This is a genomic window from Streptomyces sp. HUAS MS02, assembly GCF_055702265.1.
Window position 1 is genome coordinate 270,617 of the sequence record NZ_CM146747.1, and the last position, 14,306, is coordinate 284,922.

General features: G+C 73.8%; 12 protein-coding genes. 7 read left to right on the top strand and 5 right to left on the bottom strand.

From position 1 onward, the window contains the following. Positions 1-10 precede the first annotated feature (10 nt). The gene (gap, locus tag ACZ9QC_RS01230; RefSeq protein WP_472918351.1) at positions 11-1,024 is read right to left on the bottom strand and encodes a type I glyceraldehyde-3-phosphate dehydrogenase; all 1,014 of its coding nucleotides are present in this window, start codon (positions 1,022-1,024) and stop codon (positions 11-13) included. Between the two features lie 267 nt (positions 1,025-1,291). Here gap and ACZ9QC_RS01235 point away from each other — a divergent pair, with 267 nt between their 5' ends. Further along, positions 1,292-1,999 carry a CBS domain-containing protein gene (locus ACZ9QC_RS01235; RefSeq protein WP_472918352.1) on the top strand — a complete coding sequence of 236 codons (708 nt, stop codon included), beginning with the start codon at positions 1,292-1,294 and terminating at the stop codon, positions 1,997-1,999. Between the two features lie 152 nt (positions 2,000-2,151). Continuing rightward, entirely contained in the window at positions 2,152-2,607 is a 456-nt protein-coding gene (locus tag ACZ9QC_RS01240; RefSeq protein WP_472918353.1) for a pyridoxamine 5'-phosphate oxidase family protein, read from the top strand. A 112-nt stretch (positions 2,608-2,719) separates the two neighbouring features. Here the strand turns inward: ACZ9QC_RS01240 and ACZ9QC_RS01245 are convergent, their stop codons facing one another. Next, entirely contained in the window at positions 2,720-3,634 is a 915-nt protein-coding gene (locus tag ACZ9QC_RS01245; RefSeq protein WP_472918354.1) for a universal stress protein, read from the bottom strand. Between the two features lie 258 nt (positions 3,635-3,892). On the opposite strand from ACZ9QC_RS01245, the gene ACZ9QC_RS01250 reads away from it, so the two are divergent. Beyond that, positions 3,893-4,888 (top strand): Acg family FMN-binding oxidoreductase, encoded by a 996-nt coding sequence (locus tag ACZ9QC_RS01250; RefSeq protein WP_472918355.1) that lies wholly within the window; start codon positions 3,893-3,895, stop codon positions 4,886-4,888. A 56-nt stretch (positions 4,889-4,944) separates the two neighbouring features. Here the strand turns inward: ACZ9QC_RS01250 and ACZ9QC_RS01255 are convergent, their stop codons facing one another. Together ACZ9QC_RS01255 and ACZ9QC_RS01260 are read right to left on the bottom strand one after the other, a co-directional pair. Continuing rightward, positions 4,945-7,644 carry a cation-translocating P-type ATPase gene (locus ACZ9QC_RS01255; protein WP_472918356.1) on the bottom strand — a complete coding sequence of 900 codons (2,700 nt, stop codon included), beginning with the start codon at positions 7,642-7,644 and terminating at the stop codon, positions 4,945-4,947. Positions 7,645-7,647: 3 nt separating this feature from the next. After that, positions 7,648-8,529 (bottom strand): universal stress protein, encoded by an 882-nt coding sequence (locus tag ACZ9QC_RS01260; protein WP_472918357.1) that lies wholly within the window; start codon positions 8,527-8,529, stop codon positions 7,648-7,650. 336 nt (positions 8,530-8,865) lie between these two features. On the opposite strand from ACZ9QC_RS01260, the gene ACZ9QC_RS01265 reads away from it, so the two are divergent. From ACZ9QC_RS01265 to ACZ9QC_RS01280, 4 genes are all read left to right on the top strand, one after another. Next, positions 8,866-9,762, top strand: a complete 897-nt coding sequence (locus ACZ9QC_RS01265) for a universal stress protein (protein WP_472918358.1) — start codon at positions 8,866-8,868, stop codon at positions 9,760-9,762. A gap of 96 nt (positions 9,763-9,858) precedes the next feature. Beyond that, a complete protein-coding gene (locus ACZ9QC_RS01270; protein WP_472918359.1) occupies positions 9,859-10,797 on the top strand; it encodes an ABC transporter ATP-binding protein in 939 nt (312 codons plus the stop codon). 6 nt (positions 10,798-10,803) lie between these two features. After that, positions 10,804-11,973: an ABC transporter permease gene (locus tag ACZ9QC_RS01275; protein WP_472918360.1), complete on the top strand. Its 1,170-nt coding sequence runs from the start codon at positions 10,804-10,806 to the stop codon at positions 11,971-11,973. After that, complete coding sequence (locus ACZ9QC_RS01280; protein WP_472918361.1) at positions 11,952-13,145, top strand: ABC transporter permease; 1,194 nt, start codon at positions 11,952-11,954, stop codon at positions 13,143-13,145. The genes ACZ9QC_RS01275 and ACZ9QC_RS01280 overlap by 22 nt, the downstream gene beginning before the upstream one ends. A gap of 73 nt (positions 13,146-13,218) precedes the next feature. Here ACZ9QC_RS01280 and ACZ9QC_RS01285 read toward each other — a convergent pair whose 3' ends face one another. Continuing rightward, complete coding sequence (locus ACZ9QC_RS01285; protein WP_472918362.1) at positions 13,219-14,229, bottom strand: Acg family FMN-binding oxidoreductase; 1,011 nt, start codon at positions 14,227-14,229, stop codon at positions 13,219-13,221. Positions 14,230-14,306 lie beyond the last annotated feature (77 nt).

Sequence of the window (14,306 nt, forward strand, 5' to 3'; positions counted from 1 at the left end):
CCCTGTGTCCTCAGTCGTCGGCGACCAGTGCGGTCAGGTCGAGGAGGCGGTTGGTGTAGCCCCACTCGTTGTCGTACCAGCCGAAGACCTTGGCGAGGGTGCCGTTCACCTGGGTGAGGGCCGGGTCGAAGACGCAGGACGACGGGTCCCCGATCACGTCGCGGGACACGATGGGGGCCTTCGACACGCGCAGGACGCCGTGGAGCGGCCCGTCGGCGGCCGTCGTGAACGCGGCGTTGACCTCCTCGGCCGTGGCCTCGCGCTCCAGCACGACGGCCAGGTCGGTCAGGGAGCCGTCCTCCACGGGCACCCGGACCGCGATCCCGTCCAGGGCGCCGGCCAGCTCCGGTACCACCAGTCCGACGGCGCGGGCGGCGCCCGTGCTGGTCGGGATGATGCTCAGTGCCGCCGAGCGGGCGCGGCGCAGGTCCTTGTGCGGGCCGTCCAGGAGGGCCTGGTCGTTGGTGTAGCCGTGGATGGTGGTCATGACGCCGCGTTCGATGCCGAAGGCGTCGTCGAGGACCTTCACCATCGGGGCCACGCAGTTGGTCGTGCAGGAGGCGGCCGAGACGATCCGGTCGCGGTGGCGGTCGTAGGTGCCGTCGTTGACGCCCATGACGATGGTGGCGTCCACGCCCTTGCCGGGAGCGGACAGCAGCACGGTGTGCGCGCCCGCCTTCAGGTGCAGGGCGGCGGACTCACGGTCGCGGAAGCGGCCGGTTGACTCCACGACGATGTCGGCACCGTGGTCGGCCCAGCGCAGGGCGGCCGGGTCGCGTTCGGCGGTGACCGTGATGCGCCGGCCGTCGACGGTGATCGAGCTGTCGTCGTGGCTCACCTCGCGTCCGATGCGTCCGAACGTCGAGTCGTACTCCAGCAGGTGCGCGAGCGTGGCCGGCGAGGTGATGTCGTTGATCGCGACCACCTCGACGTCCTGGGTGCCGGCCTCGGCGCGGGCCAGGGCGGCGCGCAGGTAGGTGCGGCCGATACGGCCGAAGCCGTTGATGCCGACGCGAACGGTCATGGCGGTGTGCTCCTCACGGGGTCGGGAACTGCGGGCGGGTCGGGCGAGGAGGGGCGACCGTGAGGGTCTCCCCGGCCTCCTGGCCGGGGAGACCCTCCCCCCTCGGCCGGACTCCCCGATTGCAGCGTCGTGGTGGCGGGTCCCCGGGGAGCAGGGGCCGCAGGTCCCCCGCCGGGGCCGACCGGCCCATGGAGCCCTGCCCGGCACAGGCGGAGAGTGGGTGGGAGGCAGCTGGAGAGACACGAGTGTTTTCAGGAGGCGAGGACCATGCGGCACCGGTTGGTGAGCGACCTCATGACCATGTCGGTCGTCCGGGTGCACCCCGACACCGGGTTCAAGGAGATCGCCAAGCTGCTCGCCGAGTACGACATCACGGCCGTACCGGTGGTGGACGACGACGACCGTCCCGTGGGCGTCGTCTCAGAGGCGGACCTGTTGCGCAAGGAGGCCGCACAACTGGATCCGGCCGGTCTGCTGCCGGTGCTGCACCCGAAGCCCGCCGGCCGCGCGAAGGCGGAGGCGGCGACGGCCGCGGGGCTGATGAGCACTCCGGCCGTGACCGCCCGACCGCAGTGGACGGTGGTCGAGGCCGCCCAGGTCATGGAGCGCCATCGGGTCAAGCGGCTGCCGGTCGTCGACGAGGCGGGCCGGCTGGTCGGGATGATCAGCAGGGCGGACCTGCTCCGCGTGTTCCTGCGGGGCGACCGCGCCATCCGCGAGGAGATCAACGGAGACGTCCTCCTGCGCACCCTGGGCATCGCGCCGGACGCGATCCTCGTACGAGTGGTCGACGGACGGGTCACGCTCCGTGGCACCGTCGAGCGCAGCTCCCTCGTCCCGGTCGTGGTGCGGCTGTGCGGCGGTGTGGACGGAGTCGTCGACGTCTCGGCCGACCTGGAGCATCGCATCGACGACTCCGACACGTCGGCGGGCTCGGACCCGGGCACGTCGCGCCGGTCGCAGCTGGCGAGCTGAGCGATCCCGTCGGCGTCCTCTCCAGGAGGGGCCGGTCCGCCCGGAGGGCCGGGGCCGAACGGCCCTACCGCGGCACGGGCGATCACCGTTCCATGGAGGCCGCCCATGCCTGATGCCGTCAGCACGCACACCCACCCGCGCGGAAGACCACTATGCCGATCAGCGAACCCAACGGAGCCGCCAAGTCCCGGCGGTCAGTCGACCTCGACAGTGACGAGGCACTGCGGCTGCTCGGCAGTGTGTCCTTCGGACGGATCGTCTTCACCCGGCACGCGCTGCCGACCGTCCGTCCCGTCAACCATGTGCTGGACGACGGCGACATCGTCATCCGCACCCATGAGGGCACGGCACTGACCGCGCGGGCCCAGGAGGCGGACGACCTGGGCGTCGTGGTGGCGTACGAGGCCGACGCCATCGATCCGGAGACGCACCTCGGCTGGAGCGTGGTCGTCACCGGCTACGCGCGTCCGGTCACCGATCCGGAGGAGCTTGCCCGCTACCAGGCGATGCTGCGGCCCTGGGTGAGCGGAACCATGGACCACGCGGTCCGTATCCGCCCGGATCTGGTCACCGGCATCCGCCTCACGGCCGTCGAGGCCGACGCCTGAGGCCGACGTCTGAGGCCGACCGGGAGACCGGTTGGAACCGGGGCGCCGGGGCGCCGGTCGGGACCGGGACACGGGCGTCCCCGGGCGTCAGGTCGGCGCAAGCCGGATCGGCTCAGGGGTGCGGGACGACGGCCACGGGGCAGCCGGCGTGGTGCAGCACCGCGTGGGTGACCGGACCGACGTGCGGACCGATCCCGAGACGGGTGTCCCGGATCCGGCGTCCCACGACGACCAGACCGGCCCCGGTCGCTGCCTGTACGAGCGCGGTGGCGGCCCGTTCCCGCACGACGCTCTCCACGACGGGGACCCCGGGGAACTTGTCGCACCAGGGGCGCAGCGTCGCCACGACGGCACGCTCCCGCGCCGCGAGCAGCTCGGGTGCCGGTGTCGGTACGGAGGTGTCGTCCACGGTGTGGGCCGCGGGGACCCGGTACGCGTGGACCACGCGGAGCCGGGCGTCACGCCGCGCCGCGGCGGCGAAGGCGAACTCGACGAGTTCGTCGCAGGGACGCGAGGTGTCCAGCCCGAGGACCACGTCTCGGTAGGGGGTCTCGGGTATCTCCTCGGGCGAGATGCCGTCCGGGGCCGGGAGGTGTTCGTCGGCGAGGGTCTGCCGGGCCCGGACGAGCACCACGGGACGAGGCGACCTGGCGACCAGACGCTGTGAGACCGAGCCGACGACGAACCCCGTGACCGCGCCCAGTCCACGGGAGCCGAGCACCAGCAGTTCCGCCTTCTCGGCCTCCTCCAGCAACGTGTCCACCGGGGAGTCCGCGACGAGCCGGTCGACGAGCCGCAGTCCGGGGTGTGCGGACCGCACGCTGCCGACCGCCCGGTCCAGCGTCTGTTCGGCCCAGCGGAGCTCACTGACGTCGGCCGGTACGGAGGCGGGCGGACGCGGGTGCCACGCCCAGGTGTGCACGAGCCTCAACTCGGCGCCCCGGCGCAGGGCTTCCCTGGCCGCCCAGTGCGCCGCGGCGAGGCTCTCGGTCGATTCGTCGATTCCGACGGTCACGTGTCGCTGCATGGTGCGCGCCTCCTGCTCTCGGGCCTGGCTGCTCCTGTGCGCAGCCTCGTGGAGGACCACCGCGCGCGCAGGGGGCCGCACAGTCCTTTCGCCGGGCCCTTCGGCCCCAACTGCCGCGCGGGGCGGGGCACCCGGGCCGACCGGCGGGGGGCGGGACCGTACGGCCCATGCCGCGCCCGGGGCGGGGCCACCACACTGGGCAGGGTCCGCCTCCAAGGCCCACCGGCTCCGCGTACGCGGGGCGGGGAGGAGTTTCTGATGTGGTCCGAGACCCTCGACGCCCGGACGCTGGAGACACTGATCTCGGCGGCCGTTGCCGCGCCCTCCATCCACAACACCCAGCCCTGGCGGTTCCGGCTCGATCCGGACACGGTGACGCTGGAGATCCGCGCCGTCGCGGATCGCGGCCTGCGCCACATCGACCCCACGGGCCGCGCCCTGCACCTCTCCGTCGGATGCGCCGTCCTCAACCTCAGGGTGGCGGTGGCCCACTTCGGCCGGGAGCCGGTGACCCGGCTGCTGCCCCGGCCCGACGAGCCGGACCTGCTCGCCACCGTACGGTTCGGCGGCCCGGTGCGGACCACGCCGTTTCCCGGGTTGTTCGAGGCGCTGTGGCGCCGGCACAGCAGCCGGTTCCCCTTCTCCGACGTGCCCGTGCCCACCGCGCTGGCGGCGGAACTGGCCGAGGCCGCCCACAGCGAGGGTGCTCTGCTCAGGCGCCCCGGCCCCAGCGCCACGGACCGTCTGCTGCGGCTCACCCGTGACGCCGAGCACCGCAACACCGCCGACGCCGACAGGGCCGCGGAGAGCCGTCGTTGGGTGCACGAGCCCAACGCGGGGTCCCTGGGCATGCCGCCGGCGACGGTGGGTCCGCAGGACTTCCGCGAGCGGGTTCCCCTGCGGGACTTCGGCGCCCACCGGCACCCCTCCGCACTGGCCAGCCGGCCCTTCGAGACGCGGCCGTCGATCAACGTGCTGTTCACCGCGCACGACCGCAGGGCCGACTGGCTGCGGGCCGGACAGGCCCTCGAACGCGTCCTGCTGGTGGCCACCGCCCATGGGCTGCGGGCCTCCCTGCTGCACCAGGCCCTGGAATGGCCGGACCTGCGCGAGCGGCTCGTCCCGCCGGAGGAGGGCCGCCGCGCCCATGCCCAGATGGTGATCCGCCTGGGCTACGGGCCGGAAGGCCCCCCTTCACCTCGGCGGTCGGCGGGGCAGGTACTGGACGAGAACGTGGTGCCACTGTCCCGGTGAGCCGGGCCCGGTCCTCCCGTCGGGCCGACCGCACGGGAGGAGGGTCGTCAGGGTCGTCAGGGTCGTCGCAGCGTCGATCGCGCACCGCGGACGGCCAGTTCGGCCAGAAGCACGGTGGAGGCGGTGAGCGCGCACACGGCCCACTCGGCCGCGGTCAGGGGCACGGTGCCGAAGACGGCGCGCCCCCAGGGCAGGTGGACGGCGAGGACCTGGATGGCGAGGACGCCGGCCAGGCAGAGCCAGAGCGCGCGGTTGCGCAGCTGATGGCGGCCCAGGAGCGGCCCGTCGTCCGCGCGGGCGCCGAGCGCGTTGAACAGCTGGAACAGTACGAACGTGGTGAACGCCATGGTCAGCGCGGTGTCCGTGCCGACGCGGGGACGGGCCACGGCCAGCAGGGTCACCGTGCCGACGGCCATCACCGCACCGGCCCGCCCGACGGCGAGGAGGCGGCGGAGGTCCAGGATCCGCTCGCCCGGGTCGCGCGGCGGGTGTCGCATGACGTCGTCGGGCGCGGGGTCGACGGCCAGGGCCATCGCCGGGGGTCCGTCCATGATGATGTTGATCCACAGCAGCTGGGTGGCCGTGAGCGGGGAGGGCAGACCGGCGAGGGTGGCGCTGAGGAGGGTCAGGATCGCGCCGATGTTGGTGGCCAGTTGGAAGCGGACGAACTTGACGATGTTGGCGTAGATGGCCCGTCCTTCGCGGACGGCCCGCACGATGGTGGAGAAGTCGTCGTCGGTGAGGACCATGTCGGCGGCTTCCTTGGCCACGTCCGTGCCGGTGACGCCCATGGCCACACCGATGTGGGCGGCGCGCAGGGCGGCCGCGTCGTTCACCCCGTCCCCGGTCATGGCGACGATGTGCCCCCGGCTCGCCAGCGCCCGTACGATCGCGACCTTGTGCTCGGGAGCGACCCTGGCGAACACCCCGATGTCCTCGATGCGGGCGGCGAGCCGTTCCTGCGTCATCGCGTCCAGCTGCGCACCGGTGACGACCTCGCCGCCGATGTCCAGTTCACGCGCGATGGCGGCCGCGGTGTCCGCGTGGTCACCAGTGATCATCTTGACGTGGACGCCGGCGGTGCGGCACAGGTGGACGGCGTCCCGCGCCTGCGGGCGGGGCGGGTCGGCGATGCCCGCGACGGACACCAGGGTGAGAGCGGGCAGTCCGCCCGGTTCCGGTACGCGGTCGGTCACGGCGGTGGCCGCGCCGAGGACCCGCAGTCCTTCGCCGCCCAGCCGCGACGTCACACCGAGGATCTCGTCCCGGAGCGGCTCGTCGAGGTCGCGCACCCCGTCCTCGGTCCGCGCCCGGACGCACAGACCGAGCAGCACGTCCACCGCGCCTTTGACGTGGACGCGGGTACGGCCGTCGGGTTCGGTGTGGAAGGTGGCCATGTACTTGGTGGCCGCGTCGAAGGGCACCTCGCCGACGCGCGGCCGATCGCGGCGTTCCTGGTCGGCGTCGACACCGGCCTTGGCCGCGAGCACGACCAGCGCGGCCTCCGTCGGGTCGCCGAGAAAGCCCTCGCCGGTCAGACGGGCGTCGTTGCACAGGGCGAAGGGCAGCACCGCCGCGCGGACCCTCCCGGAGGGCACGTCGACACCGCGGACGGCACCTTCCGTGCCGTAGCCCTCGCCCGTGACGTCGTACAGCCTCCCGGCGGCCCACAGTCTGCGTACCGTCATCTCGTTGAGGGTGAGCGTCCCGGTCTTGTCGCTGCACACGACCGTCGCCGCGCCGAGCGATTCCACCGAGGCGAGCCGCTTGACGATGGCGCCGCGCCGGGCCATGCGATGGACGCCGAGGGCCAGCGTCAGGGCCAGCACGGCGGGCAGTCCCTCCGGGATCGCGGCGACCGCCAGGGCCACCGCCCGCAGCCCGATGTCCGAGAGGCTCTCGCCCCGGACCAGCGCGACCAGCGCGTAGGCCGCGACCGCCGCACCACTCAGCAGGGCGAGCCGTCGGCCGAGGCTGTCCAGCTGGACCTGGAGCGGGCTGGGCGGCTCGGCGCCGGTGCGCAACGCCTCCGCGATCGCGCCCAGTTCGGTGCGCATGCCGGTGGCGGTGACGACCATCTCGGCACGGCCGCGGGTCAGGGCGGTGTTCATGAACAGCATGTCGGTGCGTTCGGCGAGCGCCACCTCGCCCGACGGGCCGGCGTCGACGGCCGCGACGGCCTTGGCGACGGGCTGGGACTCGCCGGTCAGCGCCGCTTCGGCCACCTCCACGGTCTCCGCGACGGTCAGCCGTCCGTCGGCGGGCACCCGGTCCCCGGCCTCCAGCAGGACCACGTCACCGGGCACGAGGGCATGTGCCTCGACCACCCGTTCCGCAGCGTCGCGGCGCACCCTGGCGGTGGGCACGAGCATGCGGCGCAGGGCTTCGAGACTCCGTTCGGCGCGCCGCTCCTGGAGATAGCCGAGCACGGCGTTGATCTGGAGGACGACGGTGATGACCACCGCGTCCTTGACGTCGCCGATGGCTCCGGCCACCACGGCGGCGATCAGCAGGATGCCGATGAGCCAGTTGCGGAACTGGTCGAGGAACTTCAGCCACTCCGGCCGTCGGGCCGGTTCGGCCAGCCGGTTGGGACCGTACGCGGCCGCCCGCTCGGCGGCCTCCCGGGCGCTGAGCCCCACGGCCGGATCGACACCCACCCGGTCCGCCACCAGCGCGGGCGGCAGCCGATGGGCGTCCCGCACCTGGTGGGTGGGCCGGGGCCGTCCGGGGGCCTGTGACGTCGGTACGTCCACCCGTCACTCCTTCCCCGAGCGGACGACGGTGACGGGGCAGTGCGCGTGGTGCAGCACGGCCTGGCTCACCGACCCCAGACGCAGCCCGGCGAAGCCACCCCTCCCGCGTGCCCCGACCACGAGGAGCTGGGCCTCGGCGCTCGCCTCGATCAGCGATGCCCGTACCCGTCCCCTGACCAGCCGCCGGTGCACGGTCACCTCCGGGTGCCTCTCGCGCATCCCCGACAGCGACTCGGCGCACAGGCGCTCCTCCTCGTCGCGGAGCCGGTCCTCGTCGTACGTCACGAAGGGCGGGTCGGCGGCACCGTCGTAGACCCGTTCCGTCCGGGTGTTCCAGACGTGCAGCGCGACCAGGTCCGTGCCGCGCATCGAGGCCTCGGCGAAGGCGAACTCCACGGCGCCCTCGGCCGCCGGGGAGCCGTCGACGGCCAGCAGCACGGGATCCTCCGGATGCGGGGTGCCGCGCACCACCATGACCGGGCAGTGGGCGTGGGCGGCCAGGTGCGCGGAGGTCGAGCCGAGCAGCAGGGCCGCGAAGGCACCCAGTCCCCGGCTGCCCACCACCACCAGCGCCGCGGTGCGCGACTCGATCTCCAACACCATGATCGGTTCGCCCGCGACGACCTCACGGCTGATCTCCACCCCGGGCGCCACGGTACGGGCCCGTCGCTCGGCCTCCGCCATGGTCCCGTCCACCATCTCGCGCAAGCCGGCCCCGGCCGGATTCCAGGGCGGTACGCCGGGCGGCACATGTGTGCCCGGCCATCCGAAGGCATGGACCAGCCGCAGGCCGATTCCACGCGCACCGGCCTCGCGCGCGGCGGTCTCCACGGCGGCCAGGCCGGACGGCGAGCCGTCCACTCCGACGACGACGGGAGCACTCATCGCGACTCTCCTCTCTCCCACCCCTGCCCGGGGCTCTCTCCCGCCCCTGTCCGGGGCGCGGACGCACACACCGGCCGGAGCGCCGGGTCAGACGGACGGGCGAGGGCAGCGCTGCGCGGCCGGACCGCGTGGGCCCGGCTGCCCCGCGCCGTTCCTTCGCACCTCAGCCTCTCCCCGCCGACCACATCCCGCACGGGGCCGGAAGGCCCCGGGGTACGTCCCGTCCGGCCCTCGCCCCGCCGCTTCCCCGCGAACACACTGAGTGGCGACTTCAGCGGGGCGAACCGATGTCGCGGTGGCCGCGGCGACGCCCGCCTGTCACCCCGGAGGTGCGCCATGACCGGCCCCGTCATCGTCGGGCTCGACGGCTCCCCCGCCGGCGTCACGGCCGCGTGGTGGGCCGCGCGCGAGGCGACGCTCCGGCGGCTGCCGGTCGTCCTGCTCCACTCGTGGACCACCCAGCCGCTGGACGTGCCGACGGTGCCGCAGGAGGCCCGCAGCAAGGAGCGGTACGGCCGCGAGATCCTGCACCGGACCGCGGCCGAACTGCTGCACCGCTACGGCGATCTGGAGCTCGGCACGGATCTCGTGTCGGCCCCGGCCGCGCGGGAACTCGTGGAGCGCAGCCAGGACGCCTCCCTGCTCGTGCTCGGCACCCGTGGTCACGGCTCCCTGGGAGGCTTCCTGCTGGGCTCCGTCAGCCTGCACGTGCTGGGACTCGCACGCTGCCCGGCCGTGGCCGTACGGGCCGGTGACCCGGCCGTCGAGAACGGCTGGGAACACCCCGCGGCAGCCGACCGGGGCGAGGTCGTGGTCGGCGTGCGGGAGTCGGGGCCCGCAGCCGACCCATTGCTGGAGTTCGCCTTCGCCGAGGCCGCGTCCGGCGGAACGCCCTTGCGTGTGCTGCGGGTTCTGCCCAGGGCCACGCTGTGGCCCCGCCCGCACACTCCGCACACCGCGGCGCACGGCGACTCGGCGGCCGGGGCGCGGGAACAGGCCCGGCTGGCCGCCGCGGTGGCGCCCTGGCGGCGGAAGTTCCCCGAGGTCTCCGTCACCGAGGAGGTCGTCACCGGCCGCCCTTCCCAGGTGTTGCCGGCGGCCGCGGCGCACGGCCGGCTCCTGGTCGTGGGACGCCGGCAGCACCCGGGCCACCTCACCTGGCGGCTCGGGCCGGTCGCGCACGCGGCGCTGCACCACGTGCCGACCCCGGTCGCGGTCGTCCCGCACGACTGAGGTCCGCGGCCCGGGGCGGCGGTCCCTGTCGGCGTCCGTCTCGTCCGTCTCATCCGTCTCGTCCGTCGGGAAGTCCACACCTGTCGAAGGGATGCCATGAACGCCGTGCTCGAATGCGCCCATCTGGTCCGCCGGTTCGGGGACCGCACGGCCGTCGACGACGTCGGCCTGCGGATCGCGCCCGGCGAGACCTACGGTCTGCTCGGGCCGAACGGCGCGGGCAAGACCACCACGATCAGGATGGTCTGCGGGCTGCTGCGGCCCGATGCCGGAACCGTGCGGGTGGCCGGCCGGCCGATGACGACGGCCGCGGGACCGGCCAAGCGGCTCATCGGTTTCGTCCCGCAGGACGTGGCGCTGTACCCGGACCTCAGCGTGCGTGAGAACCTCCGCTTCTTCGGCCGGCTGTACGGTCTGCGGCGCGGGCTGCTGGACCGGCGGGTGGACAGGGTCCTCGACCTCGTGGAACTGGGCGACCGGGCCGGCGACCGCGTCGACTCGCTGTCCGGAGGTATGCGCCGACGGCTCAACATCGGCGCCGGCCTGGTGCACGCGCCGACGCTCCTGGTGCTGGACGAGCCGACGGTCGGGGTCGACCCGCAGTCTCGGCACGCGATCCTCGAGAGCGTCCACCGTTTCGGCGAGGAGGGCATGGCCGTCCTCTACACCACGCACTACATGGAGGAGGCGGAACGGCTCTGCGACCGCGTCGGCATCATCGACCGGGGCCGCCTGGTCGCCGAGGGCACACCGCGCGAACTGGTGGCACTGGTGGCCGAGCGCGACCGGGTGCGGCTGACGGCCGCCGGGGACCTGGCCGGGTACACGGACGCCTGCCGCCGGCTGACCCGCGTGGAGGGCGCGGCACGCGGCGGCGACGTGCTCGAACTGGTCGTCAAGGACGCTCGCAGCCTGCTCCCGGAACTCCTCGACCTCGCCCACGACCTGGATGTCGACATCCGCGGCGTGGAGATCGACGAACCGGACCTGGAGGCGGTGTTCCTCCATCTCACCGGCACCGCTCTGAGGGAGTGAGCCGCCGTGCGTGTGGTGATCGCCGTCGCGGCCAAGGACCTCAGGCAGCGCCTGCGGGACCGTTCGGCCTGGGTCATCGTCTTCCTCGCGCCCGTCCTGATCTCGGCCCTGATGGCGCTGGCGTTCGGGAACAGCAGCGAGTTCCGCGCGGAGATCGGGGTCGTCGACCTGGACCGGGGCCCCGCCGCCACGGGCCTCACCCAGGTGCTGCGGAGCCCTGAGCTGGAAGGCACCGTCCAGGTCCGGTCGTACGACACCAAGGGCGCGGCACGCGGGGCCGTCGACGCCGGGGACGTGCATGCCGCGATCGTCGTGCCCGCGGGGTTCAGCCAGTCGCTGCACGGCGACGGGGCGGCGCCGGTCAGGGTCCTGGGCAGCGTCGACTACGGCCTCCAGGCCCAGCTCGCCCGCGCGGTCACCGAGTCGTACGTGGCCCAGGTCAACGCGGACCGGCTCTCGGTGGCCACCGCCGTGGCCGCGGGTGTCCCGGAGGCCGACGTGCCCGAACTGGCCGCCAGGGCGGCCCTGCTGCGGCTGCCCGAGGAGGTCGGGGCACAAGGGCTGAGCGGTGATCCGCTGAAGGTGATCAGCTACTTCGGCCCCAGTATGGGCATGTTCTTCGTGCTGTTCTGTGTCGGCTTCGGCGCCCGCGGCTACTTCGTCGAGCGTCAGCAGGGGACCCTCGACCGGATCGCCGCCGCGCCGGTCGGGCGCGGTGCGTTGCTGCTCGGCAAGTCGTTGTCGACGTTCGTCTACAGTCTGGCCGGGCTCACCACCGTGACGCTGGTGTCCTGGCTCGCCTTCGACGCGCGGTGGGCCGATCCGGTGGGGGTCGCCGCGCTCAGTGTGGCGATGGCGGTGTGCGTGGTGTGTCTGACCGCCCTGGTCATCTCGCTCGTCCGGACCGAGCAGCAGGCGCAGGGGCTCGCCTCGATCCTGGTCTTCGCGCTCGTCCTGCTCGGCGGGAACTTCGTGTTCGCCTCGAACAGCACGCCGACGATCCGTACCCTCGCCCTCTTCACGCCCAACGGCTGGGCCCTGCGCGGCTTCACCGACCTGGGCACCGGAGTACGCGGCTGGGACGCGGTCGGTGCCCCGCTGCTCGGCATCGCGGTGTTCTCTCTGGCCGTGGCCGCGACGACCACACTGATCCTGTGGCTGAGGAGGACGCCATGACCGCGCTCGCCGTGACCGGGGCGACTCTCACGCGCATGCTGCGCGACCGCACCGCGCTGTTCTTCATGGTGCTGCTGCCGGTCGCCATCATCGTGCTCATCGGCGTCACCGTCAGCGGGTTCGACCGGTTCCGGGTCGGACTCGTCCCGGCCCACCGAGCCGGCCCCGTGGCAGGCGAGTTGGTGTCGGAGCTGCGGGAGGCTCCCGGGCTGCGCACCCGTGGTTACGAGACCCTGGGCGACGCCCGCACCGCGCTGCGGCGCTCGGAGCTGGACGCGGTCGTCGTGATACCGGACGGTCTCGACACGGACGTGCGCGCCGGGCGGCCGGTGACCGTGCGGGTACTGGTGGAGCCCTCGGGCAGTGCCGGGCACGGGGCCGTGTCCTCGGTGTCGGCCGTCGTCGCCGGGCACGCGGCTCGGTTGCAGGCAGCCCGGTTCGCCGCCGCCGAGACCCGGGGCTCCTTCGACGACGCCCTCGCTCTCGCCCGTGGCGCCGAGGATGCCGCGTCCCCGATCGTGGTGCGCGGCGAGACCGTCGACGGCGACAGCGACTTCCTGCCGCTCGGCTACAGCTACAGCACCCCCACCATGCTGGTGCTGTTCGTGTTCATCAACGCCCTGGGCGGCGGGGCGACCATCGTGCAGACCCGTCGCACGGGTGTGTACGCCCGCGCCCTGGCCGCCCCGGTCTCCGCCCGCACACTGGTCGCCGGCGAGACCCTCGCCCATCTGCTGCTGGCGCTGGCGCAGTCCCTGCTGATCGTCACCGTCGGCGCGCTCGCCTTCGACGTGGCCTGGGGCGATCCGGTGGCCGCCGGAGCACTGGTCACGGTGTGGGCGCTGGTCGGCACGGGCGCCGGTCTGTTGGTCGGTGCCCTGTTCCGGACCCCGGAGCAGGTCCACGCGATCGGCCCGGCCCTCGGCATCGGGATGGGCATGCTGGGCGGCTGCATGTGGCCGCTGGCCCTCGTGCCCGACTGGCTGCGCACCGTGGGCCACGCCGTGCCGCAGGCCTGGGCCGTCGACGCGTGGACCACCCTGCTCTCCCGGGCGGGCGACCTGTCGGCGATCCTGCGCGAACTCGCCGTCCTCGCGGCGTTCGCGACCGCCCTGCTGGTCCTGGCGGCGCTGGCCCTGCGGCACCGGCTGACGACGGGCATGGGGACCTGACCGGCAACGGTCCCACGTGGGACCGGCCTCGCGGGCCGGCGGCCGGTAGGGCCAGGGAGCGGGCGGGCGCCCGTCAGGTGATGTCGAGGACGTCACGGACGGGGCGGCGGGGCGTGGCCGGGCCGTGCGGGCCGTAGCCGAGTCGCAGCACCATCTGGACGTACCCCAGCCCGGAGAGCGGGTCGCGGGCGAGGGTGCGCAGGTCGTCGTTCTCCAGCGGGTGAGAGGTGAGCGCGCCGGCCAGTCCGGCTGTGGTGGCCTCCAGCAGGACGCGTTCCAGCGCCTGCCCGGCACGCAGCCAGTCGAGGACCGTGTCACCACGGGTGTACAGCAGGGCCAGGTGGGGGCTGCTCTCGAAGGCGGTGCTGCCGCGGTCGGCCACCGGCCGTCGCCCGGCGAAGTCCCGCAGCGGGGCCCGGCCGTCCCGGCGGCGGGGGCCGAACGCGTACTCGGGTACGCCGTCGGTGGCGATGTCGGCCTCGGGGCCGAGCCGGGTCCAGCGCTCCAGGTCCTCGCGGCCTCCGGGATCCAGGATGTCGCGGCTCTCGGCGTCCCGGACCAGTTCCAGGACGGTGTCGAGGTGCCAGGCACCGGGGAACGTGAGCTCGGCGTCCTCCCGGGCGGCGGCGACCCTCAGCCGCGACCGCACGTCCTCGGGGACGTCCCGGTCGTCGAAGGGGTAGCGGCTGGTGTGCCGCTGGCGGATGGCGGGGTGCAGCCGGGCCAGATCCTGCTCGTCCGCCGTCGGCCCCCTGTGGTCCACCGGCTGCGCGGCGGCCAGCTGGACGGCGGCCAGCAACCGGGGGTCGCCCGGGTCGGGCAGCAGCCGGACCAGCGGCGACAGGCCCGCGTGCGCCGCGGCGACGCGGAGGTTGAACAGCGCCGCCCCGCAGCCGATGTGCAGGGCCCGGTGGGTGGGGTCGGTGCGGCGCATGGCCCGGTCGAGGTCGGCGCGCAGCAGCAGGACGCGCTCGTCGGTCAGGAACCGGAAGCGCCAGGGCTGCGCGTTGTGCATGGACGGGGCGGCCGTGGCGTCGGCCACGAGATCGGTCACCGTCTTCGTGTCCAGCTCTCGCGTGGTCATCGCAACCTCCCGGCGAGGCGATCCGGTATCCGCTCCACGAAAAGTCTGCGGCGCGTGAAAAAACGGCCCAGGAAAAG

Excerpts from the sequence above, each read along its gene's own strand:
- gap (WP_472918351.1), bottom strand. The coding sequence starts at position 1,024 with ATGACCGTTCGCGTCGGCATCAACGGCTTCGGCCGTATCGGCCGCACC.
- ACZ9QC_RS01235 (WP_472918352.1), top strand. The coding sequence starts at position 1,292 with ATGCGGCACCGGTTGGTGAGCGACCTCATGACCATGTCGGTCGTCCGG.
- ACZ9QC_RS01240 (WP_472918353.1), top strand. The coding sequence starts at position 2,152 with ATGCCGATCAGCGAACCCAACGGAGCCGCCAAGTCCCGGCGGTCAGTC.
- ACZ9QC_RS01245 (WP_472918354.1), bottom strand. The coding sequence starts at position 3,634 with ATGCAGCGACACGTGACCGTCGGAATCGACGAATCGACCGAGAGCCTC.
- ACZ9QC_RS01250 (WP_472918355.1), top strand. The coding sequence starts at position 3,893 with ATGTGGTCCGAGACCCTCGACGCCCGGACGCTGGAGACACTGATCTCG.
- ACZ9QC_RS01260 (WP_472918357.1), bottom strand. The coding sequence starts at position 8,529 with ATGAGTGCTCCCGTCGTCGTCGGAGTGGACGGCTCGCCGTCCGGCCTG.
- ACZ9QC_RS01265 (WP_472918358.1), top strand. The coding sequence starts at position 8,866 with ATGACCGGCCCCGTCATCGTCGGGCTCGACGGCTCCCCCGCCGGCGTC.
- ACZ9QC_RS01270 (WP_472918359.1), top strand. The coding sequence starts at position 9,859 with ATGAACGCCGTGCTCGAATGCGCCCATCTGGTCCGCCGGTTCGGGGAC.
- ACZ9QC_RS01285 (WP_472918362.1), bottom strand. The coding sequence starts at position 14,229 with ATGACCACGCGAGAGCTGGACACGAAGACGGTGACCGATCTCGTGGCC.